At 61.2% G+C, this 18,791-nt stretch carries 18 protein-coding genes; 5 read left to right on the forward strand and 13 right to left on the reverse strand.

Features of this window, described 5'->3' with window-relative positions; translation table 11 throughout:
• The first annotated feature begins 141 nt into the window (after positions 1-141).
• Positions 142-1,191, forward strand: coding sequence for a methyltransferase domain-containing protein (locus H8B14_RS05585; protein ID WP_187314642.1), 1,050 nt, complete (start codon positions 142-144; stop codon positions 1,189-1,191).
• A 105-nt stretch (positions 1,192-1,296) separates the two neighbouring features.
• Here the strand turns inward: H8B14_RS05585 and H8B14_RS05590 are convergent, their stop codons facing one another.
• The 8 genes from H8B14_RS05590 to H8B14_RS05625 all read right to left on the reverse strand — a co-directional run bounded on the left by H8B14_RS05590 (position 1,297) and on the right by H8B14_RS05625 (position 9,804).
• A complete protein-coding gene (locus tag H8B14_RS05590) occupies positions 1,297-1,590 on the reverse strand; it encodes a YMGG-like glycine zipper-containing protein (protein WP_261989916.1) in 294 nt (97 codons plus the stop codon).
• 182 nt (positions 1,591-1,772) lie between these two features.
• Complete coding sequence (locus H8B14_RS05595; protein WP_187314643.1) at positions 1,773-4,226, reverse strand: S9 family peptidase; 2,454 nt, start codon at positions 4,224-4,226, stop codon at positions 1,773-1,775.
• A 285-nt stretch (positions 4,227-4,511) separates the two neighbouring features.
• Entirely contained in the window at positions 4,512-5,222 is a 711-nt protein-coding gene (locus tag H8B14_RS05600) for a pirin family protein (protein ID WP_187314644.1), read from the reverse strand.
• Between the two features lie 4 nt (positions 5,223-5,226).
• Complete coding sequence (locus tag H8B14_RS05605) at positions 5,227-5,805, reverse strand: nitroreductase family protein (protein ID WP_187314645.1); 579 nt, start codon at positions 5,803-5,805, stop codon at positions 5,227-5,229.
• Positions 5,806-5,961: 156 nt separating this feature from the next.
• Positions 5,962-6,675, reverse strand: coding sequence for a pirin family protein (locus tag H8B14_RS05610; protein ID WP_187314646.1), 714 nt, complete (start codon positions 6,673-6,675; stop codon positions 5,962-5,964).
• 514 nt (positions 6,676-7,189) lie between these two features.
• Complete coding sequence (locus H8B14_RS05615) at positions 7,190-8,515, reverse strand: serine hydrolase (protein WP_187314647.1); 1,326 nt, start codon at positions 8,513-8,515, stop codon at positions 7,190-7,192.
• 66 nt (positions 8,516-8,581) lie between these two features.
• A complete protein-coding gene (locus tag H8B14_RS05620; RefSeq protein ID WP_187314648.1) occupies positions 8,582-9,079 on the reverse strand; it encodes a hypothetical protein in 498 nt (165 codons plus the stop codon).
• A 182-nt stretch (positions 9,080-9,261) separates the two neighbouring features.
• A complete protein-coding gene (locus H8B14_RS05625) occupies positions 9,262-9,804 on the reverse strand; it encodes a hypothetical protein (RefSeq protein ID WP_187314649.1) in 543 nt (180 codons plus the stop codon).
• Between the two features lie 73 nt (positions 9,805-9,877).
• Here H8B14_RS05625 and H8B14_RS05630 point away from each other — a divergent pair, with 73 nt between their 5' ends.
• Positions 9,878-10,750: a glutamate--tRNA ligase family protein gene (locus tag H8B14_RS05630; protein ID WP_187314650.1), complete on the forward strand. Its 873-nt coding sequence runs from the start codon at positions 9,878-9,880 to the stop codon at positions 10,748-10,750.
• A 132-nt stretch (positions 10,751-10,882) separates the two neighbouring features.
• On the opposite strand, the gene nfi is transcribed toward H8B14_RS05630, so the two are convergent.
• Both nfi and H8B14_RS05640 read right to left on the reverse strand, forming a co-directional pair.
• Positions 10,883-11,569, reverse strand: coding sequence for a deoxyribonuclease V (gene nfi / locus H8B14_RS05635; protein ID WP_187314651.1), 687 nt, complete (start codon positions 11,567-11,569; stop codon positions 10,883-10,885).
• 145 nt (positions 11,570-11,714) lie between these two features.
• Complete coding sequence (locus tag H8B14_RS05640) at positions 11,715-12,887, reverse strand: glycosyltransferase family 87 protein (RefSeq protein ID WP_187314652.1); 1,173 nt, start codon at positions 12,885-12,887, stop codon at positions 11,715-11,717.
• A gap of 256 nt (positions 12,888-13,143) precedes the next feature.
• Here H8B14_RS05640 and H8B14_RS05645 point away from each other — a divergent pair, with 256 nt between their 5' ends.
• Both H8B14_RS05645 and H8B14_RS05650 read left to right on the forward strand, forming a co-directional pair.
• The gene (locus H8B14_RS05645; protein ID WP_187314653.1) at positions 13,144-13,713 is read left to right on the forward strand and encodes a hypothetical protein; all 570 of its coding nucleotides are present in this window, start codon (positions 13,144-13,146) and stop codon (positions 13,711-13,713) included.
• A complete protein-coding gene (locus tag H8B14_RS05650; RefSeq protein ID WP_187314654.1) occupies positions 13,706-14,443 on the forward strand; it encodes a DUF1990 domain-containing protein in 738 nt (245 codons plus the stop codon). Before H8B14_RS05645 ends, H8B14_RS05650 begins: the two co-directional genes overlap by 8 nt.
• A gap of 68 nt (positions 14,444-14,511) precedes the next feature.
• Here H8B14_RS05650 and H8B14_RS05655 read toward each other — a convergent pair whose 3' ends face one another.
• Entirely contained in the window at positions 14,512-15,168 is a 657-nt protein-coding gene (locus H8B14_RS05655; RefSeq protein ID WP_187314655.1) for a cytochrome b/b6 domain-containing protein, read from the reverse strand.
• Between the two features lie 228 nt (positions 15,169-15,396).
• Between H8B14_RS05655 and H8B14_RS05660 the strand changes: the two genes are divergently transcribed.
• Positions 15,397-16,437: an NAD(P)-dependent alcohol dehydrogenase gene (locus tag H8B14_RS05660; protein ID WP_187314656.1), complete on the forward strand. Its 1,041-nt coding sequence runs from the start codon at positions 15,397-15,399 to the stop codon at positions 16,435-16,437.
• A gap of 257 nt (positions 16,438-16,694) precedes the next feature.
• On the opposite strand, the gene H8B14_RS05665 is transcribed toward H8B14_RS05660, so the two are convergent.
• Together H8B14_RS05665 and H8B14_RS05670 are read right to left on the reverse strand one after the other, a co-directional pair.
• Complete coding sequence (locus H8B14_RS05665; protein ID WP_187314657.1) at positions 16,695-18,233, reverse strand: serine hydrolase; 1,539 nt, start codon at positions 18,231-18,233, stop codon at positions 16,695-16,697.
• A 48-nt stretch (positions 18,234-18,281) separates the two neighbouring features.
• On the reverse strand, positions 18,282-18,770 hold the full coding sequence (locus tag H8B14_RS05670) for a hypothetical protein (protein ID WP_187314658.1): 489 nt from the start codon (positions 18,768-18,770) through the stop codon (positions 18,282-18,284).
• Positions 18,771-18,791: the final 21 nt, after the last annotated feature.

Genomic DNA, 18,791 nt, shown 5'->3' on the forward strand with positions numbered 1-18,791 from the left:
GGCGCTTTGGGTTGCAGCTGTGTGCTAAAATGCCCGCATTGTGCCGCAAGCAGTTCGCAGGCAAAGGTGTCCGCAAACTAAAAATCCTCCTAGCTTCGTAGGTCGTTCGTATACTAACACATTCCTCAGTTCATATTTCGCATGGAAGAGCTCACCCACCATCAGGTGCAGGACTATTATGGCCAGCAGCTGCGCACGCAAAACGACCTGCAAACCAACGCCTGCTGCACCGACGATATTCCCGATGAGCACAAGCGCATTCTGGCCCAGCTGGAGTCGGAAGTGCTGGAGAAGTACTACGGCTGCGGCGTGGCCGTGCCGCCGCTGGTAGAAGGCTGCACCGTACTCGACCTGGGCAGCGGCAGTGGCCGCGACGTATATCTGCTTTCCAAGCTGGTAGGCCAGGATGGCCACGTAATTGGGGTGGATATGACCGAGGAGCAGCTGGACGTAGCGCGCCGCCACATCGACACGCACACTACGCGCTTCGGCTACTCGCGCCCCAACGTGGAGTTCCGCCACGGCTACATCGAAGACCTGCACTCAGCCGGTTTGCCCGACAACAGCGTGGACGTGGTGGTGAGCAACTGCGTGCTGAACCTGAGCACTGACAAGGAAGCCACGTACCGCGAGATTTTCCGGGTGCTGAAGCCCGGCGGCGAGATGCACATTGCTGACGTATTCTCTGACCGCCGCGTGCCCGAAGCCCTGCGCCAGGACCCCGTGCTGTACGGCGAATGCCTGAGCGGCGCGCTTTACATCGACGATTTCCGGCGCCTATTGCAGCAGCTGGGCGTTGATGATTACCGCCTCACCACCAGCCGCCGCCTCACCATTGGTAATCCCGAAATCGAAGCCAAGGTGGGCAACATCAGCTTCTACTCACTCACGGTGCGGGCCTTCAAGCTGGCCCTAGAAGACCGGTGCGAAGACTACGGCCAGGTAGCCACTTATCTGGGCACCATCCCCGGCCACCCGCACGCCTTCATCCTCGATGACCACCACCGCTTTGAAACCGGCCGCCCGATGCTGGTATGCGGCAACACCGCCGACATGGTGGGCCAGACTCGTTACGGTGCCCATTTTCGCGTACTCGGCAGCAAAGACCAGCACTTCGGCCTGTTCCCATGCGGCCCTACGCCCGCCGCTTCCGCTGGCTCCGATTCCGTGGCCGCTGCTTGCGGCTGCTAGTGGAGTAGGCCACCATCTTATCCCTAAATAGCAGATCTGCTTCACTAAAAAAGCCCCGCACCAATCGGTGCGGGGCCTTTTTAACTGACGTCGAATGTCAGGCCACTAGTCTTTTCTGGAGTACTGCTGGTAGCGAACGGGGTCTTTTTTCTTGTCCTTCTTGCGGCCAATAATGGCTCCGCCCACAGCACCGGCGGCACCCCCAATCAGGGCGCCTTTGCCCCGGTCGCCTTTGCCGGCAATGACTGCCCCGGCCGCGGCACCCGTACCGCCTCCAATAATGGCGCCTTTGCCTTTCCGGCTCATGCGGGACTGGGCGGCAGCGTCAGAAGCAGAAACAGTGCTGCTCAGCATCAGTACGGCCGACAGCATGGCTGCATATATTTTGATGGTCTTCATGTCAGAGGAATTTAGCAGTTGAGGAACTGATATATGCCCCTGAAACGGCGGGTGGAATAATTGGGTTGTAGGGAGGCCATAATATTGCACATCAGCAGCATGGCTTCCACAAGTCGGCAAAAAAACGTCCCAGGCCGGGCAGCCTGGGACGTTGGGAAAAGAGCTGATGAAGCAGGCTAATTCTAGTTGCCAGGAGCCTGCGCGCGGGCCGGTACCGGCGCCGAGCCTACGGTGGCCGGCGTTTTCACGTATTTGTTCAGCCAGGAATTCATTTCCCACAGCATGTGCATCACCGACTCGCGGGCGGCGTAGCCGTGGCTTTCTGAAGGCAGCACCACGTAGCGCACGGTGGCGCCGTGGCCTTTCAGGGCATTGTAGAACCGCTCACTCTGGATGGGGAACGTGCCAGAGTTGTTGTCGGCCTCGCCATGAATCAGCAGAATGGGCGTTTTGATTTTGTTGGCATAGTTGAACGGCGACATGGCGTTGTAGACCTCTGGGGCCTGCCAGTACGTGCGCTCCTCGCCCTGGAAGCCGAACGGCGTGAGCGTGCGGTTGTAGGCGCCGCTGCGTGCAATACCGGCCCGAAACAGGTTGGAATGAGCCAGCAGGTTGGCCGTCATGAATGCGCCATAGCTGTGGCCCATCACGGCCACACGCTTGGGGTCCACCACGCCCAGGCGCTGGCCTTCGTCGATGGCTGCTTTGGCCGAGGCCACAAGCTGCTCGGTATAGGTATCGTTGGGCTCCTTGGTGCCTTCACCCACAATCGGGATGCTGGTGCCTTGCAGCACGGCGTAGCCCTGCGTCACCCAGTAAACTGGGGAGCCCCACGAAAGGCGCGTGAACGTGTAGGGCGAGCCTTTCACCTGGCTGGCGTCTTTCTTGTCTTTAAACTCCACCGGGTAGGCCTCCAGCAGCGTGGGCAGCGGGCCGTCTTCCTTCTTGTAGGTGGGCGGTAGGTAAAGGTTAGCCGTCAGGTCGACGCCGTCGGCGCGCTTGTACTTGAGCACCTGCTTTTTCAGGCCGCCGAGGCTGGCGTAGGGATTCGTGAATTTGGTGAGCGGCGTGAGCCGGTTGCTGCGGGCGTCGCGCAGGAAATAGTTGGGCGCTTCCGTCACCGACTCGCGGCGCGTAACGAGCTGGCGCTTGCTTTCATCGAGGATGGCAATGGGCTGCTCGTAGAACGGCGCTTCCGAACGCCACCAGCGAAGCACTTTCTTGGTACGCACGTTCATTTCGTCCACAAACGGCCGGTCGCCTTCCGGCGAGGCGCCGTTGCTGAGCAGGTAGATGGTGCTGCTGCTGGGGTCGGTGGCCAGCACCTGGCGGCCCAGCGCGTTGCGCTTCAGGTAGGGCGTGCCCGGGTCGGTGTAAGTGTCCTGCGATGAGCGGTCGAAGAGGACTGTAAGGGAGGTTTTGGTGGCCAGATCCAGCGTCCAGGTGGTTTCGTGGCGGTCGGCCCAGCGGTAGCCCTGCACCAGCGCCAGCTTGTCGGTGCCCCAGTAGATACCGGCGTAGCGCATCGGCAGTGCCGCCAGCTCCAGCGGCGTACCCTCAAACGGAGCTGCCAGGGCGAATACTTTGTCGCGGATAGGGGCTGCGGTTTTGGGGTCGCCGCCATCCTGGGCTTCCACCCAGAACACAGTGGCCGGGGCATCTTCGCGCCAGCCGTGGGCGCGCGGACCGGTTGGGGCAGCGTCGAAGCTGGTAGGCACGTTATCGGCCAGCGGCAGGTCCTCCAGGGCCTTCACCACCGGACCGTCGATGCTCAGAATATCCACCCGCACCGGGAAGCTGCTCACGGGCAGGGTGTAGGAAAACGGCCGGTGGCGCGTCTTCACCAGCACGTAGCGGCCGTTTGGCGACGGCGACGCCTGCTGAATGATGCCCGGCTCGCCCAGCGGCTGCATGCGCCCATCGGTGGTCACGCGCACTGCCTGCGACAACGCGAAATATTGAAATTGACGCTCGTCGGCTGGGTTTTTCAGCAGGTCCTGGTAGGTGCGGGCGGCGGCGGTGCGGCCGCTGTTTTCTTGGATGGTGGGGCCGGTGGGAGCCACTGTAGAAGAAGGCGCTTCACCCCGGCCGCCTACAATGGCGCGGGCAATAACAGCTTTGCTATCTGACACCCACTCGTAGCTGGAGCCAAATACACCGTTCAGAAAGATATTGGGTACCAGGCGGGCCGAGGCTGACGCCACGTCGGCCAGCCAGAGCTCAATGTGGTTGTTGGTGGTGTGCGTAAACGCAATTTTGGTGTTGTCCGGCGACCAGGTCACTTCGCTGATGCGGGCAGTGGCCGGCAAGCCCTGAATCAGGAGCTCCTTGCCATCGGGCAGGCGCTTGAGGCGCAGCATGGTAGCGTACGTCACGCGGCTGGGCCCGTTGGTACGCGGGTTGATGCGCAGGCCCGCCAGCCGCAGCTCTGGTTGCGAGAGGTCGGCAATGGTAGGCATGTCCTGCACATCAAGCTGCAGCATCCACTGGCCATCGGGCGAAATGCTGACGCGTGGCGTGGGCGGCGTGTCGGCCAGCGTGGCAATGGCTTTGGGTGGCAGCTGATAGGGCAGATCCTGAGCCTGAGCGGTCAGGCTGGCCAACGCCAGGGCAACAGAGAGGAAAGTGTGTTTCATATAATTAAACGCAGACCAGAGGATTCTGTGGTTCATTGGCAAAAGTCGTTATTAAATCCCGGCTCAATAGCATAGGCACGTCATAATCTGTTAGTTGTGGGAGTAAGTCTGAGGATTTAAGCTCAGAAATGGGCGCTACGCTCCCTGCAGGTACATCAGAGGCGTGGCACCCTCGCTGCAAGTCTGCTGATAGACAAGGCAATAGCCGCCAAATGCTACCGGCCCGGCAACACTGTGGTTGCCGGGCCGGTAGCGGTGGTGGCGGCCGAAGCCAGCACGAAGTGCCTAATGATTGATAGGCGCTTCGATGACAATAAACTTGCTTTCCGCCTTGCACTGAATGCGCACGTCGGCAGTTTCCCACAGCCCAATACTTTCCCGCACAGCTACGGTCTGGCCGTTCACAGTCAGCTGGCCTTCGAGCAGAAAGATAAAAACGCCTTTGTTGAGCGGGTTTAATGCATAGTCCACCGTCTGGCCGGCCTCGAAGAAGCCCAGCGAGAGTTTCGCGTTCTGGTTGATCCAGCAATGCGCAGTGCCTTCCTCGTTGCTGACTATGGTGGTGAGGCGGTTACGGCGCTTCTCGGCCGGAAAATGGCGGCGCTGGTAGCGGGGTGTCACGTTCTGCAGCTTGGGCTCAATCCAGATTTGCAGGAAGTTCACCTCATCGTCGCCGATGTTGTGCTCCTCGTGGCGCAGGCCCGTGCCGGCGCTCATAATCTGCACCCAGTCGGTGGCAACCTCCTCAGAGTAGCCCAGCGAGTCTTTGTGGTTCATGCGCCCGGCCAGCATCACCGAAATGATTTCCATGTTGGCGTGGGCGTGCAACCCAAAGCCGCCGCCGGGCTGCACAAAGTCGTCGTTGAAAACGCGCAGCAGCCCGAAGCCGCTGCGGGCCGGGTTGGCATAGGGCCCGAAGCTGAGGGAGAAATTGCTTTGCAGCCAGCCGATGTCTTTCAGGCCGCGGTCGGCGGCGGGAATCAGAATGTGTGGCATAAGACTAGGAAGGAAGCTGGCCGTGGAAAGCAATTTCGCTGACGGGCTTGCGCTGGCGGGGCGCTTTCTCGCGGCTCAGAAACGGTTCTTCCAGTTGGTCGGCCTCACCGAGGTAGCCCAGCGCCAGCATGGCCACCGGCTGCAGCGACTCCGGAATCTGGAAGGCTTCGCGGGCTTTAGCAGCATCAAAACCACCCATGAAGTGGCCGTGCAGCCCCAGCGCCGTGGCTTCCAGCATCAGGTTGCCGTTGGCCATACCCAGGTCGTGAAGGGCAGCGCCATTGGCATTGCCGTTGTCGTAGTGCGTCTTTACCAAGGACAGGACCAGCACGGGCGCGTTTTTGGCCCAGGGCTGGTTGCCGGGCACCAGGCAGTCGACCAGCTTCTGAAACGACTCCGTATCGGATTTATGGGCGTAGATGTAGCGCCAGGGCTGCTCGTTCATGGCGCTGGCAGCCCAGGCAGCAGCCTCAAACACCTGGTTCAGGGCTTCAGGTGCTACGGGCTGGCTGGCAAAGGAACGCGGGCTCCAGCGCTGGCGGATGAGCTCATGGACGGGGTAAGTGGTAGCGGCAGTTTTCATGGATCACGGATTAAAACGGATTTTAGCGGATTGCACGGATTTTGTGAGCGGTACAGAAGAGACCAAAACCACAGATGGGGTAGATGAAAAGGACTACACAGATGTCAATGATGACTGTAAATTTGTGCAATCCTTTTTATCTGCCCCATCAGCGGTTTACAGGCTCATGGGTACGTCCATCAGCAGCAGGCGGGTGTTGCTGTCGGCCTGTACCGTGAAGGAAGCGGTGTCCCAGATGCCGAAACCGTCGCGGGCATGCAGGGCCTGGCCGTTGATGGTGGCGTCGCCTTCCAGCACAAATATGTACACGCCGTTGCCGGGGCGCTTCACCTGGTAGTCGGCGCTGAAACCGGCATCGAAGTCGGCCAGATGGAACCAAGCATCCTGATGAATCCAGACGCCGGCGTCGTCGGGGTTGGGCGACAGAACCTGCTGGAACTGGTTGTGGCGGTCTTCGGCCCGGAAGCTTTGCTGGTCGTAGCGGGGCTGCACGCCGCGCTTGTTCGGGAACACCCAGATCTGCAAAAACTTCACTTCCTCGGTACGGCTGTGGTTTTTCTCGCTGTGCGCAATGCCCGTGCCGGCACTCATCACCTGCACGTCGCCGCTCTGGATGATGCCGTGGTTGCCGGCATTGTCTTTGTGCTCCAGCGTGCCGGCCAGCGGAATGCTGATGATTTCCATGTTGTCGTGCGGGTGGGCACCGAAGCCCATGCCGGCCGCCACAGTGTCATCGTTGAGCACGCGCAGCACGCCAAAATGCATCCGCTCAGGGTTCTGGTAGCCAGCGAAGCTGAAGGTGTGGTAGGAGTTGAGCCAGCCGTGGCTGGCGTGGCCGCGGGAGGTAGCGGCGTGCAGGAGCGTTTGCATAATCGAGGAGGTGAAAAAAGTCTGAAGGAAGCCGCAGATTGCGGTTGGTGATGCAATATATGTACATACATCAATTGCCTACTAAAAGTTTACCGCATTTCCGATATTCTGCTGGAAAGGCAGGTTGGTGTACCAAGGTCAGACGGCTCTTTCAGCCGTCGGTCTGGTCGTTGCGTGAGACTATAGTGCTGAGGCAGCACCGGCCTAGTGGTTCGCCTCACCCCTCGGCCTTCTCTCCAAAAAGCAGAGCAGGGGCCAGACTACGCAGCTTTGCGCACGAACCTGCTGGTAACTGTAACTATGAGTCGCAGAGTAGCCGCGTAGCGGCGACAGGTTCTACTGATGAACCTGTCGCCACTACGCGGCTTTTTGGTAGCTGCCATACTTTTCTGCTACACATCTGCCGCCGCTACGCGGCTTTCAGGAAAGTTGGTCTGGGTAGGTCTGGCAACCGCAACGCAGAAACCATTCCGTAGCTCAGAGTCTACACACTGGGCTATGAGGCAGCTCTTTTCTACTGCTTCTGCAGCTTGCGCGAGGCCAGCACGCGGCCCTGGCTGTCCAGCCACTGAACCAGGTACAGCCCCGGCGCTACGCCGGCCACCGATACTTTCGTTTCGGTGGCGGCAGCGGGAGCAGGCCATTGCCGCGCTACTTGCCCGTGGATGTCCAGCAGGCGCACTGTGCGGCTACCAGCCATACACCCCAGCGTGAGCGTGGCAGCGGCCGGGTTGGGGTAGAGCGGCAGCGAAACAGCCGTGCCGGAACTGACGGCCAGCGGCCGGCACTGCATGGTGGCCATTAAGTAGCGCCACAGCTCGGTATCAAACGACGACACTGCCAGCCGCGAGTCGCCAGCCGACTTGCCCTGGCGCACCACCACCAGCCCCAGGCTGGGCACCACGTAGATTTTCTGGTCGTTTTTGCCCAGCGCCGCTAGCAGGTCGGCGGGAGCCGTGGGGATGAGTGGGCCGTTGAAAACAGCTTGCAGGCCCGGCAGCATATAGGAGGGCTGCCCATTCAGCCACCAGAGGTAGCCATAGCTGCGGTTGAAGCCCTGCGAAGGCGTCGTCATGCGGCGGAAATAAGAGGTGTCGCGCAGGATGGCGGTGCCGTTCCAGGTGCCGCGGGCCAGCGTGAGCAACCCGAAACGGGCCATGTCGCGGGCCCGGCTGTAGTACACATCGTTCACCCACAGCCCGCTCATGCCGATGCGGCCGGCCAGCTTCTGGTTGGTGTACTGGTTGATGGTGAGGCCGCTGGCCTGGGCCAACACGTCCTGCAGCAAGCGGTAGGGGCCGGTGTGGTAGGCCCAGCGCGTGCCGGCGTCGGCGCGGTAGAGCAGGCAGCTGGCGGCCGTGCTTTCGTTGTTGCAGGGCGCGGGCGGCATGTCGTTGAGGCCGGTGGTCATCATGAGCTGGTGGCGCACTGTGATGAGCGCCTGCTTGGTGCCCGGCGCCGACGTCCAGTTGCGGCCGAGGTAGCGGGAGGTGCTGTCGGAGAGTTGCAGTAAACCATCTTGCTGCGCGATGCCCACCAGCGCGGCCGTGAGCGACTTGCCCGCCGACGCCCAGTACCAGACAGAATCCTGGGTGAAGGTGCCATAGTAGCGCTCCACCACCAGCCGCCCGTCCTTCAAGACCACAAACGACTTGGTGCCTTTGCGGCCCAGAAACGCCACCAGCGAATCGAGCTGCGGTTGGCACCAGCCCAGGCTCTGGGGCGTGGTGCCGGCCCAGGTGCCGCTGGCGGGCGGAAAGTAGAGAGGCGTTTGCTGCGCCCGGCCCGGCAGCACTGGCAGCAGCAACAAAATCAGCAGGAAGCGTAGCACGTGTTTCATGGGGCAACTACAAGTATAGCGGTTGCCAGATGGATAGTGAAACAGCGGCCGGGTTTAATGTGAAGCTTAGCGGCGCAGCACCAGCCCTTGGGTGTCGGGTGGGTCGGCAGTTACTGGCACAGAGTTGAGCTGGAAGCGGCGGCGCGTGAGTTGGGAGCAGGCGCAACATCCTTTGCCTTCCTCGAAAGCCAGCTCGATATTCGTGACATCGTACTGGCGCTGCGCCGCCGGAACCAGCACCCGGTAGCTGTATTGGTTGAAGCGCAAGCTGTTACCGGGCCGGGGCAAAAACACTTCGTTCAGGGAAACCCCGAAGCTAGTTGAATACAAGTATGGGGAATTTTGCTGCAGCCATACCGTATCAAGTGGCTGCTGATAGTTGTTCAGTGTGTAACGCACCACGTAGGCTGAACGCACTTCCGACCACCGGAATCCACCATTCAGGCTGTCTGCATCGAAACGCAAACTTAATCCTTCAGCCAAACATGTGTCGCAATTCTTGGTGCCGCAGCAGCCAGCCAGCGCGGTGCTTAGCAAACCGGCAGTTAGGAGGCGAAGTAGCATGGGCAATCGGGTATAAAATCGGTTATGATTAGTGTAAACCGCGCTACCAGGAGCCGCCTGCCGGTCCGACGGCTTTTTCAGCCGTCCGACCGGTTGCCGTGTGCTGACGTTGTTTTTGCGGCGTCGTTGAGGTGGCGCTTACTTCGACCGGTCGGACGGCTGAAAAAGCCGTCGGACCGGCGCTACCGACTCAGCACCGTGCCTGAGTAGGAGGTGCCGTCGGCGGTAATGGGGCGGCTGTTGAGGAAGTAGCGGCGGCGGGTGTTGTAGGAGCAGGGGCAGCAGCCGGTGCCATCCTCGGTGCTGATTTCCAGGTTGCTGATGTCGAACTGGCGGCTGGCCAGTGGCACCACCACGCGGTAGCTGGAGCCCAGAAACTGCGCCGCCGTGCTGATTTTGCCGGCAAACAGCAGGTTGAGAGCAATGTCGCGGTTGGTGAAGCCGAAGCCCTGGTACAGGCCCTGAAACTGCTGCCGGATGGTGTCGCGGGGCTGGGTGAAATCGGGGTTGGCGTAGCGCACCACGTAAGCCGAGGCCACTTCGGCCTTGCGGAAGCCGTTTTGCAGCGTGTCGGCATCGAGGCGAAACAGCACCAGCTCGTCGGCAAATGGGTCGCAGGCGTCGCAGTCGACGGTGCCGCAGCCGCAACCGGCCAGGGCGGCGCTTAGCAGGCCGGCGGCCAGCAAACGAAAGGAAAGCGTGCGGAAGGGTAGGATTGACAGCATAGAATAGGAAGAGTGAGATGAATGCCGCACAGTTGCATAGAGCACCGTAATTTGCCGGCTCCGCAATATACTTATGCTGCCTTCAGAACCGATAGTGTCGCGGCTGGCGCCCACGCCCAGCGGCTTCCTGCACCTCGGCAATGCCGTCAACTTCACTCTCACCTGGCTGCTCACGCGCCAGACGGGCGGCACGCTGCACCTGCGCATCGACGACCTGGACCGCGCCCGGTTCCGCCCAACCTACCTTGATAACATCTTCCGCACCCTCGACTGGCTGGGTGTCGATTACGACGCCGGCCCCAGCGGCCCTGCCGACTTCGAGCAGCACTACTCGCAACGCCACCACCTGCCCGCCTACGAGGCCGTGCTGCAGCAGCTGGCGCAGGTGCCCGGCCTGTTGCAGGCCAGCACCCGCTCGCGCACTGGCGCTACGCCCGCCACCACCGTGCCGCTGCATACGCCCGAAGCCGCCTGGCGCGCCCAGGTACCGCCCACTACCGAAATCAGCTTTCCAGATGCAGCCCAAGGGCTAACGACGGTGCCGCTGGGCGCGCTGATGCCCGACTTTGTGGTGCGCAAGAAAGATGGCGCCGCCGCCTACCAGGTGGCTTCGGTGGTGGATGATCTGCGACTGGGTACCAACTTGCTAGTGCGCGGCCTCGACTTGCAGGCCAGCACCGCCGCCCAGCTCTGGCTGGCCCGGCAACTGCCCGAAACCGCGCCGTTCAACGCCACCCGCATCCGGTTTCATCACCACAACCTGCTGCTCGCGCCCGATGGCCAGAAACTGTCGAAATCCACGCAGGCCAGCGGCTACGGTGGGATTATAGCCGAAGCCACCGGCCCGCAAGTAGTGTATGAGGCCGTGGCGCAACTGCTGGGGTTGCCGCCCGGCCCGGTTGGTTCGTTGCCGGAACTGGCCGACAGGTGGCGGGAGGCTGGCTGAACGAGGAACTATCCGGCCGTCATGCCGAGGCGCAGCCGAAGCATCTCGCGTGCTGACGAAGGATTAGCAATTCAACATCAGCACGCGAGATGCTTCGACAAGCTCAGCATGACGTCCTGTTACTAACAGCCCCTACCGCAACTCCTTCTTGAACTCCTCGGCCCAATGGTCCGCCAAACGGGTGGGCTCGGGGAGTTTATAACCGCGCAGGCAGGCCAGCGTGAGGCGGGTGGCGGTGGCTTGGTCGCAGCGGTGGCCGGGACTCACGAACAGCGGTAGCACCTTGTCTTTGCTGCGGATAACTTCGCCCAGCAGCTCGCCGCCCCGGTCGGTAAGCGGGCTGATGCTGCCGCGGGTGGGGGCGGGCTCCTGGAACGTGCCGGTCAGCTTCTGCTTGGCCACTCCGAAGGTGGGCATATCGAGCAATACGCCGATATGGGCCGCAATGCCCATGCGGCGCGGGTGCGCAATGCCGTGGCCGTCGACCATGATGATGTCGGGCTTCTGGCGGAGCTTTTCGTAGGCCAGCAGCACGTTGGGCGCTTCCCGAAACGATAGCAGCCCCGGAATGTAGGGCAGCGTCACGGCACTGGTGTGATACACTTTCTCTACCAGCTCCAGCGACGGAAAGCGCAGCAGCACAAACACCGACAGGATGGTATCGGGCGTGGGAAACGACGAGTCGCAGCCGGCAATGAAGGTGGGCTCGCGCGGCAGCGGCTCCTGGCGCACTTTGGCGCGCATGGTTTCCTGCAGCTGCGTCAGCTCCCTGACGATAAGCGGATCGGCGGGCGGGCCGGGCGGGCGGTAGTAGGCCATTTTTGGGTGATGAGGTGATGAAGTGATAGAGTGATAAGGTGGACAGGAACCAGCCTTAGCAAACAACCTATACTACGGCTGTGCGGTACCTAAAGACGTCTTGACGCCCTTCTCCCGGTCCTCATCACTTGTTTCCCTCATCACCTCATTCCCCCATCACCTTCTCACCAGCTACTCTCTCCAGCCGTTCACGCCAGCGCGGAAATAGCAGCAGCTGGCCCTGAATGACCGCCCAGGCCAGAATCATGGGCAGCACTTTCAGCTTGTAGGGGTCAAAAACATGGTTGCGCACCGACGACGGAAACAGGTCGGTGGCTGACAGGGTGGTGATCACCGCCACCAGCACAAACAGCGGCAGCGCCAGCGGCGTGCTGCGGCGGTAGTAGATCCACCAGAGCACAAAGCCCGCCACTGCAATAACGAACGTCGGCGACTCTGCCATCTGGTTGAACACCACCACGAAAATCAGGATGGAAGCCACGTAGAGGCGGCGGTAGTCGGGGTGGCGCCAGCAGCGCCAGTGCACCAGCGGCAGCAGCAGCAGCAGCAGCCCGGCCGCCTGCACCGGGCCTTTGGGCACGTTCAGGTTGAACCAGGCATCGACTAGCCCCATTAACGAGAGCTGCACCGCCGTGGCCGAGGCCCGCACGATATCGAACCAGCCCTGGTAAATCATCAGAAAATCAGCCCACGACGTGACCAGCAGCGGCGAAAACGCCAGCGCCAGCCCAAACACCACCGACCACAGCACGCCTCGCACCAGCTGCGTGGGGTAGAACAGAAACAGCAGCCCAATGCCGATGCCGTAGATCTTGATGAACAGCGCCAGCATCAGACACAGCGCCGCCCAAGCCGTTTTCTGGTTTTCCAGGTTGATGTATACCCACAGCATCAGGCCCACCAGCAGGCAGTTAGCTTGGCTGTTGTGGAAGGCCGTCATGGAATCTATCAGCAGCAGCAGCAGAAACAGCATGCCACGGTGCACGTCGGGGAACAGGCGCCGGCCAGCCGTGTAGAGCACGGCGCCATTGAGCAGGTTCCAGCCCAGCAGCCCCAGCCAGTCGGGCAGCACTGCAAACACGCCCATAAACAGCGCAAACGTGGGGCTGTACTTGTAGGTGTCGTAGTAGTACTGCGGGTATTCGAGGTAGAGGTTTTTGCCCTCCAGTAGGTTGAAAAACGGCTTCGCGAAGATGTAGTAGTTGTTGATGCTGCCCTTAAGATAGTGCTGGGCCGTGACGATGACGATGAGCACCGTGTAGACCACAGCCACAAAACGAGGATTCAGCATCACGCGGGAGTAGCGGGCAGGCAGCATAGGCGGAAAGGAATAGGAGCGGCAAAAGTACACCGATTCGCGCCGCGCTTTTGCTGGGAGCGGCACTTAGCTGACTTTGCGGCCAGGCGAACGGCCGTAGCATGAACTGTGCAATTCGCGTCTCCACGCCGTTGCGACGGATGTCCTTCCGGGCCGCGAACTACACAGTTCGCGCTACAGCCCACTATTCAACTCAATTCCAACCTGGCTTGCGCCTCCCGCGTTAGGAAAGCAGACAGTTTTACCTGTAGCTGCTATGTCCAAATCCGAACAACCTGCCCACACCGGCAGCGGCGCTTTTTTTGAGCGCCGCTACTGGGTAGACGTGCAGCATGCCCGCCAGCCAGCTGCCGAGCTGCTCGACCATATCAAATGCAACCTGCCCGATTTCTCTCCCGATCTGCTGGCCAATTTCGAGAAATCCAAGGGCACTGCGCACTGCCTGAGCACCGGCGACGAGTTCCGCATTAAGATTCTGGGGCCCTGGAACGGCGACGTGCGCGTCACCGATATCGGCGACGACTTTTTTGAGCTGGCCACGCTGGAAAGCCACCCCGAAGCCGGGCGTATCCAATTTTCGCTGTGCCCGCACGCCACGTTGCCCGACACGCTGCGCTTTGAAATTCATTCGAAAGCCCGCTCCCGCGACGGGCTGGTGGCTTTCACCTACGACACGCTGGGCATGGGCAAAAAGGTGCAGCAGCAAACCTGGGAAACCTTCTGCCAGCGTGTGGCCGAGTTCAGCGGCGGCTTGCTGCTGGGCCCGGTGCAGGTAGAAACCATCCGCCAGGACGAGTCGGGCACTGAAGTCACGCAGGATGCCTAAGGCCGCCCCCCTCTACGAACTGCAAAAGGCGCGGCTGGAATCGTACGCCGATGCCGGCTACAACTTCGACCACGCCCGCCTAGCCGACTATACGTCCGACACCGGCTGGCACGTCGACGACTACGAAACTGAGCTGCCGATGGAAGCACCCGGCCCGGCCGAGGCGCACGGCGCGTGGGCTGCCGCCCGCGAGGTACTGCGCAACTACACGTTTCCGCCGCCCGGCCTCATCACCGGCATCTTCGTGCCCGACCAGCCGCTGGAGCAGCGCGTGATGGTGTTGCGCGGGCAGTTCCTGTTCTTCACGTTCTGGTTTGGGGTGCGCATCGGCGGCGTCACGGATGAAACCCGCACCCTGCCCGACGGCACCCAGGAGCAGGTGTGGGGCTACAACTACCGCACCCTGGAAGGCCATTTCGAGCGGGGCCAGATTGATTTCATGGTGCACAAGGAACTGGCCACCGGCCGGGTGCGCTTCCACATCCACGCCGTATCTCAGACGGGCCGCATCCGTAATCCGTTTTATTGGATCGGCTTCAAGTTGTTCGGCCGGATGCTGCAGGTGCGCTTCTCGCAGCAGTCGGTGCGGCGGCTGAAAGAGCAGGTAGAGGAAATGCTGCGCAAAGGCTGGACCTCACCGGATGCCTCCGAGGCGCCGCCCATTCAGGCCGCCGCCGGCCACAGCAGCGCGCAGGAGCAGGTGGACGAGGTATCTAGTGGTAAAGACTAAACGCTAGTTCCCCTCCTTCCCAAGGAGGGGAACTAGCGTTTAGCTCTAATCAATCTATTGACTGATTTCTACGCTTCCTCTACCGGCTCGCCGCCATGAATCATGTCCGACGTAATGCCGGGCTCGTCGGTCACTTCGGAGCGGAACACGCCCACGATATGCGCCACTACAAAGGCCAGCACCACATACATTGAGACTTCGTGGATTTCCTTCATCGTATGCTCGATGCTGCGGAAGTTGTCTTCGAACACCAGGATGATGCCCGTAACGACCATCACGGCCAGCACCACATAGAAGGCGCGGTAGCTGTAGCGCACCCACACGGCCTTGGCCGAGCCCGGCTCGCCAGCCGCAACGCGGCTTTTCAGGCGGGCCAGCTTAGCGGCCGTGCGCTGTCCGCCGCGCTGCCGGAAGCTCACCAACACCCGCAAGGCCAGCAGCACCGAAATAGCAATGCCAATCCAGATATGCCAGTCCCAGATGCGGTGCGCCACGATGCGCGTGAGGCCGCGCAGCTCCTCGGGAGCCATAGTCACGCCTTTTTCAGCCAGCACCTTGCTGAACTCCGGCGCCAGCGTCTTCACTTTCACAATTACAAATAGAAACAGAATAGTCATCAGCTGCGCCAGTACCAAGCCGGAGTTGGCCCAGTGCCAGATGCGTAAGCCCAGGGAGTTACGTTTCACACCCGTAGCAGCGGGAGCAGAAGTGGTGGAAGAAGTCATTGTGCGGAATAGGAAGAGAACGGGAAGAGCAATGGTACCCGTAATGTATACGCTTATGCCCGCAACCTCATCAATTGAGCGGTTTTTCAAGACAGATTCACGCTTCACTGTCGCCGCAGGCTAGCCGGCTACGTACACTGTCTGCTGAAATCCAGGCTAAACCTTTCGGGCTACACAGAGTTATAGCTTCTCGCACTTTTCTGCTCACCACTCCTTACCTACCAAACCATGACTGCAGCCAAAGGCTACGCCGCTCACACGGTTAGTGCTCCCCTTGCTCCCTTTGATTTCGAGCGCCGCGACGTCGGCCCGCACGATGTGCGCATTGAGATTCTGTTTTGTGGCGTGTGCCACTCCGACGTGCACCAGGTGCGCGACGAGTGGGGCGGCTCGATTTTTCCGATGGTACCCGGCCACGAAATCGTGGGCCGCGTGACCGAAGTGGGCGCCCACGTAAAAGGCTTCAAGGCCGGCGACCTAGCCGGTGTAGGCTGCATGGTGGACTCCTGCCAGCATTGCGCTGAGTGCAACGATGGCCTGGAGCAGTACTGCGACAACGGCTTCGTAGGCACTTACAACGCCAAAGGCAAGGACGGCCAGCCTACCTACGGCGGCTACTCCAACAGCATCGTGGTGACGGAGAAATTCGTGCTGCACGTATCGGAGAAGCTGGACCTGGCCCGCGTGGCCCCGCTGCTGTGCGCCGGCATCACTACCTGGTCGCCGCTGCGCCAGTGGAACGCGAAGGCTGGCGACCGGGTAGCCGTAATGGGCCTCGGTGGCCTCGGCCACATGGCCGTGAAGTTCGCCGCCGCTATGGGCTGCGAAGTAACCGTGCTCAGTACCTCGCCTTCCAAGGAAGAAGATGCCAAAGCCCTCGGCGCCCACAAATTCGTGGTAACCAAGGACCCCGCTGCTATGAAGGGCATCAGCAACTACTTCGACCTGATCATCAACACCGTGTCGGCCCCGATGGACCTGACGCCCTACGTGGCCAGCCTGCGCCTCGATGGCACGATGGTATTGCTGGGCGTACCGCCGGAAGCGCCGCAGCTGCACGCCTTCAACCTCATTGCCAAGCGCCGCCGCATTGCCGGCTCGCTGATTGGTGGCATTCAGGAAACCCAGGAAATGCTGGACTTCTGCGCCGAGCACAACGTCATGAGCGACGTGGAAATCATCCGCATGGACTACATCAACGAAGCCTACGAGCGGATGATGAAGTCCGACGTGAAGTACCGCTTCGTTATCGACCTGGCCACGATTTAAGCAGGTGGCAGGCAGGGCATAGCATAAGCTGGAAACCCCGCCTCCTAAAAGTAAACCCGTCTGTTGCCCTTCGTTTAGGGCGGCAGACGGGTTTTTTACGTCAAAGGGGATGTCCGCACAGTGTAGAGACGCGACACTTCGCGTCTCGGCGTTGAACAAGTTGAACGACTAGGACCAAAGCCGCACCTTTACAAACAACATCAGCAACGCCCAGACGCGAAGTGTCGCGTCTCTACAATCGTCGAAGAAGTAGTGAATTACTGCTTACTGAACACGTATGGGTCGTATTCCACATAGTCGTTCACGCGCAACTCCACGGTTTGCACCTTGCCATCGGCTACCATAAACTTGGCGGGCATCACCCCAAACACCAGGTCGGAGTAGGTGGCCCGGAATTCCTGGCCGTCCATGTAGTCGAGGGTGGCGGTGAGGCCGGGGTGGTTGGGGAGCGTAACGAGCAGCTGCTTGCCTTTCTGGCTGATCTGGATGAGGCCAAACAGCGAGTTTTCGTACTCGCCCACGTAGGCGCTCAGCGGCAGCGGAGATTTGCTTTTCTTGCTCACGCGGGCAGCCAGGGCCACCGTGGGGTCGGGGGCGGTGCTTTTGCTGGCTTGGCGGCGGGCCAGGGCCTGGGCGCTGCGGTCCACGTAGGGCATGCCCAGGTAGCTGTCGAGCAGCTGGTAGCGCAGGGCCTCAAAGAAGCTTTGGTTGTCGTTGTTGGTAAGCACGGCAATGCCCAGGCCGGCTTCGGGCACAAAGCACACGTTGCTGACTTCGCCCGAGGCGCCGCCAGTGTGCCAGAACACCTGCCGGCCGTTGTAGTCGGCGGCTTCCACGCCCAGCCCGTACGTGACGAAGTGCATGGGGTACACGGCCGATTTGCGGCTGCTGATGATGGTGTTGGCGTCACGGGTTTTGCGCAGCGCGGCCCAGGGCAGCACCTGCCGGCCCTCGTAGCGGCCACTGTCCAGCTGGAAGCGCAGCCACTTGCCCAGGTCCGTGACGTTGGACACCATGCTGGCGCAGGGGGCCATGTTGTCCCAGTTATCAAACGGCACCCGCGCCAGCGGCCCGAAGGTGTTGGAGTAGGCGTAGGCAATGTTGGGCTGCTGCCCAAACCCGGCCGACGACACGAAGGTGCTGGTCATGCCCAGCGGCTGCAGCAGGTTCTGCTGCACGTAGGTTTCCCAGCTGGTGCCGCCGGTGGCGGCCGGTATCACCTCGCCCGCCGCCACAAAGGCCGAGTTGGAGTAGCCGTAGTCTTTGCGAAACTGGCGGGTAGGCTGCATCAGGCGCATGCGGCGCACGATTTCGGCCCGCTCCAGGTTGGACTTGAAGAAAGTGAAGTCGCCCTGAAACGTCTTAAAGCCCAGGTGGTGGCTCATCAGGTCGCGCACCGTTACCAAGCGCGAGGCCGTGGAATCGTAGAGCCGGAAATCGGGCAGGTACTTGGTCACCCGCTCATCCAGCCCGATTTTACCTTCGCCATCGAGCTTGGCCAGAGCCGTGCCGGTGAACAGCTTGGTGTTGGAGGCAATCATGAACAGCGTGTTGGCATCCACGGGCTCGGGCTTGCCTACCTGCCGCACACCGTAGCCCTTCTGCACAACGGTCTTGCCATCTTTCACCACCACTACGGCCAGCCCCGGCACGTTCCATTTCTGCATGCCGCGCCGGATGTAGCTGTCGAGGCTATCCGTGACGAAGCGGTTAGGCGTGGTGGTTTGGGCCTGGGCAGCGGCACTGACGGCCAGCCCAGCGGCCAGTAGGTAAGGTCGGAGAGAAGTAATAGTCATCGAAGGAGAGTGGAAGGCAGGATTGGGCCTGCAATATGCGGAATGCTTTTACTCCTTTTCCACCGGGTACTGAAACTCGCCTTCCAGCGTGAAGCGGCGGCCGCCGCGGCCGGCCTCGCACACCTGGCAGCGGTAAGTGCCGCGCAGCCAGTGCCGCGCGGCATCCACGCCCGTAACCACCACGGTGCCGGTGTTCTGCCCGCACGATTTCGAGTAGGCCGCCACCTTGCCGAAGCGGTACGACGCGTCGCGGTTGCGGCCGCTCAGAATCTCCTGAAAACTGTAGCTGCCCGCCTGAATAGGAAACCGGTCGATGATGATGGTGAGGCCTTCGCCATCGGGGTCGTCGGCGCGCACCACGTTCAGGCGCAGGGCGCGGTCTTCGCTCAGGTAGAAGCGGGAGCTGATTGTGTCGGCCTTCACGGCTTCGCCGTTGATGCGCAGCGTGAGCTGCCGGGCCGTTGCGGGGCTGGGCTGCGGTTTTTTCGGAGCCAGACCGAGCAGCGGCAGAAGCAGGAGAGGAAGCAGGCGGTTCATGGGTGAGGAAAGGCAAGAATC

Origin of the sequence: Hymenobacter puniceus (genome assembly GCF_014333525.1) — a bacterium.
Classification (GTDB): domain Bacteria; phylum Bacteroidota; class Bacteroidia; order Cytophagales; family Hymenobacteraceae; genus Hymenobacter.

Excerpts from the sequence above, each read along its gene's own strand:
- H8B14_RS05585 (WP_187314642.1), top strand. The coding sequence starts at position 142 with ATGGAAGAGCTCACCCACCATCAGGTGCAGGACTATTATGGCCAGCAG.
- H8B14_RS05590 (WP_261989916.1), bottom strand. The coding sequence starts at position 1,590 with ATGAAGACCATCAAAATATATGCAGCCATGCTGTCGGCCGTACTGATG.
- H8B14_RS05595 (WP_187314643.1), bottom strand. The coding sequence starts at position 4,226 with ATGAAACACACTTTCCTCTCTGTTGCCCTGGCGTTGGCCAGCCTGACC.
- H8B14_RS05600 (WP_187314644.1), bottom strand. The coding sequence starts at position 5,222 with ATGCCACACATTCTGATTCCCGCCGCCGACCGCGGCCTGAAAGACATC.
- H8B14_RS05605 (WP_187314645.1), bottom strand. The coding sequence starts at position 5,805 with ATGAAAACTGCCGCTACCACTTACCCCGTCCATGAGCTCATCCGCCAG.
- H8B14_RS05610 (WP_187314646.1), bottom strand. The coding sequence starts at position 6,675 with ATGCAAACGCTCCTGCACGCCGCTACCTCCCGCGGCCACGCCAGCCAC.
- H8B14_RS05615 (WP_187314647.1), bottom strand. The coding sequence starts at position 8,515 with ATGAAACACGTGCTACGCTTCCTGCTGATTTTGTTGCTGCTGCCAGTG.
- H8B14_RS05620 (WP_187314648.1), bottom strand. The coding sequence starts at position 9,079 with ATGCTACTTCGCCTCCTAACTGCCGGTTTGCTAAGCACCGCGCTGGCT.
- H8B14_RS05625 (WP_187314649.1), bottom strand. The coding sequence starts at position 9,804 with ATGCTGTCAATCCTACCCTTCCGCACGCTTTCCTTTCGTTTGCTGGCC.
- H8B14_RS05630 (WP_187314650.1), top strand. The coding sequence starts at position 9,878 with ATGCTGCCTTCAGAACCGATAGTGTCGCGGCTGGCGCCCACGCCCAGC.
- nfi (WP_187314651.1), bottom strand. The coding sequence starts at position 11,569 with ATGGCCTACTACCGCCCGCCCGGCCCGCCCGCCGATCCGCTTATCGTC.
- H8B14_RS05640 (WP_187314652.1), bottom strand. The coding sequence starts at position 12,887 with ATGCTGCCTGCCCGCTACTCCCGCGTGATGCTGAATCCTCGTTTTGTG.
- H8B14_RS05645 (WP_187314653.1), top strand. The coding sequence starts at position 13,144 with ATGTCCAAATCCGAACAACCTGCCCACACCGGCAGCGGCGCTTTTTTT.
- H8B14_RS05650 (WP_187314654.1), top strand. The coding sequence starts at position 13,706 with ATGCCTAAGGCCGCCCCCCTCTACGAACTGCAAAAGGCGCGGCTGGAA.
- H8B14_RS05655 (WP_187314655.1), bottom strand. The coding sequence starts at position 15,168 with ATGACTTCTTCCACCACTTCTGCTCCCGCTGCTACGGGTGTGAAACGT.
- H8B14_RS05660 (WP_187314656.1), top strand. The coding sequence starts at position 15,397 with ATGACTGCAGCCAAAGGCTACGCCGCTCACACGGTTAGTGCTCCCCTT.
- H8B14_RS05665 (WP_187314657.1), bottom strand. The coding sequence starts at position 18,233 with ATGACTATTACTTCTCTCCGACCTTACCTACTGGCCGCTGGGCTGGCC.
- H8B14_RS05670 (WP_187314658.1), bottom strand. The coding sequence starts at position 18,770 with ATGAACCGCCTGCTTCCTCTCCTGCTTCTGCCGCTGCTCGGTCTGGCT.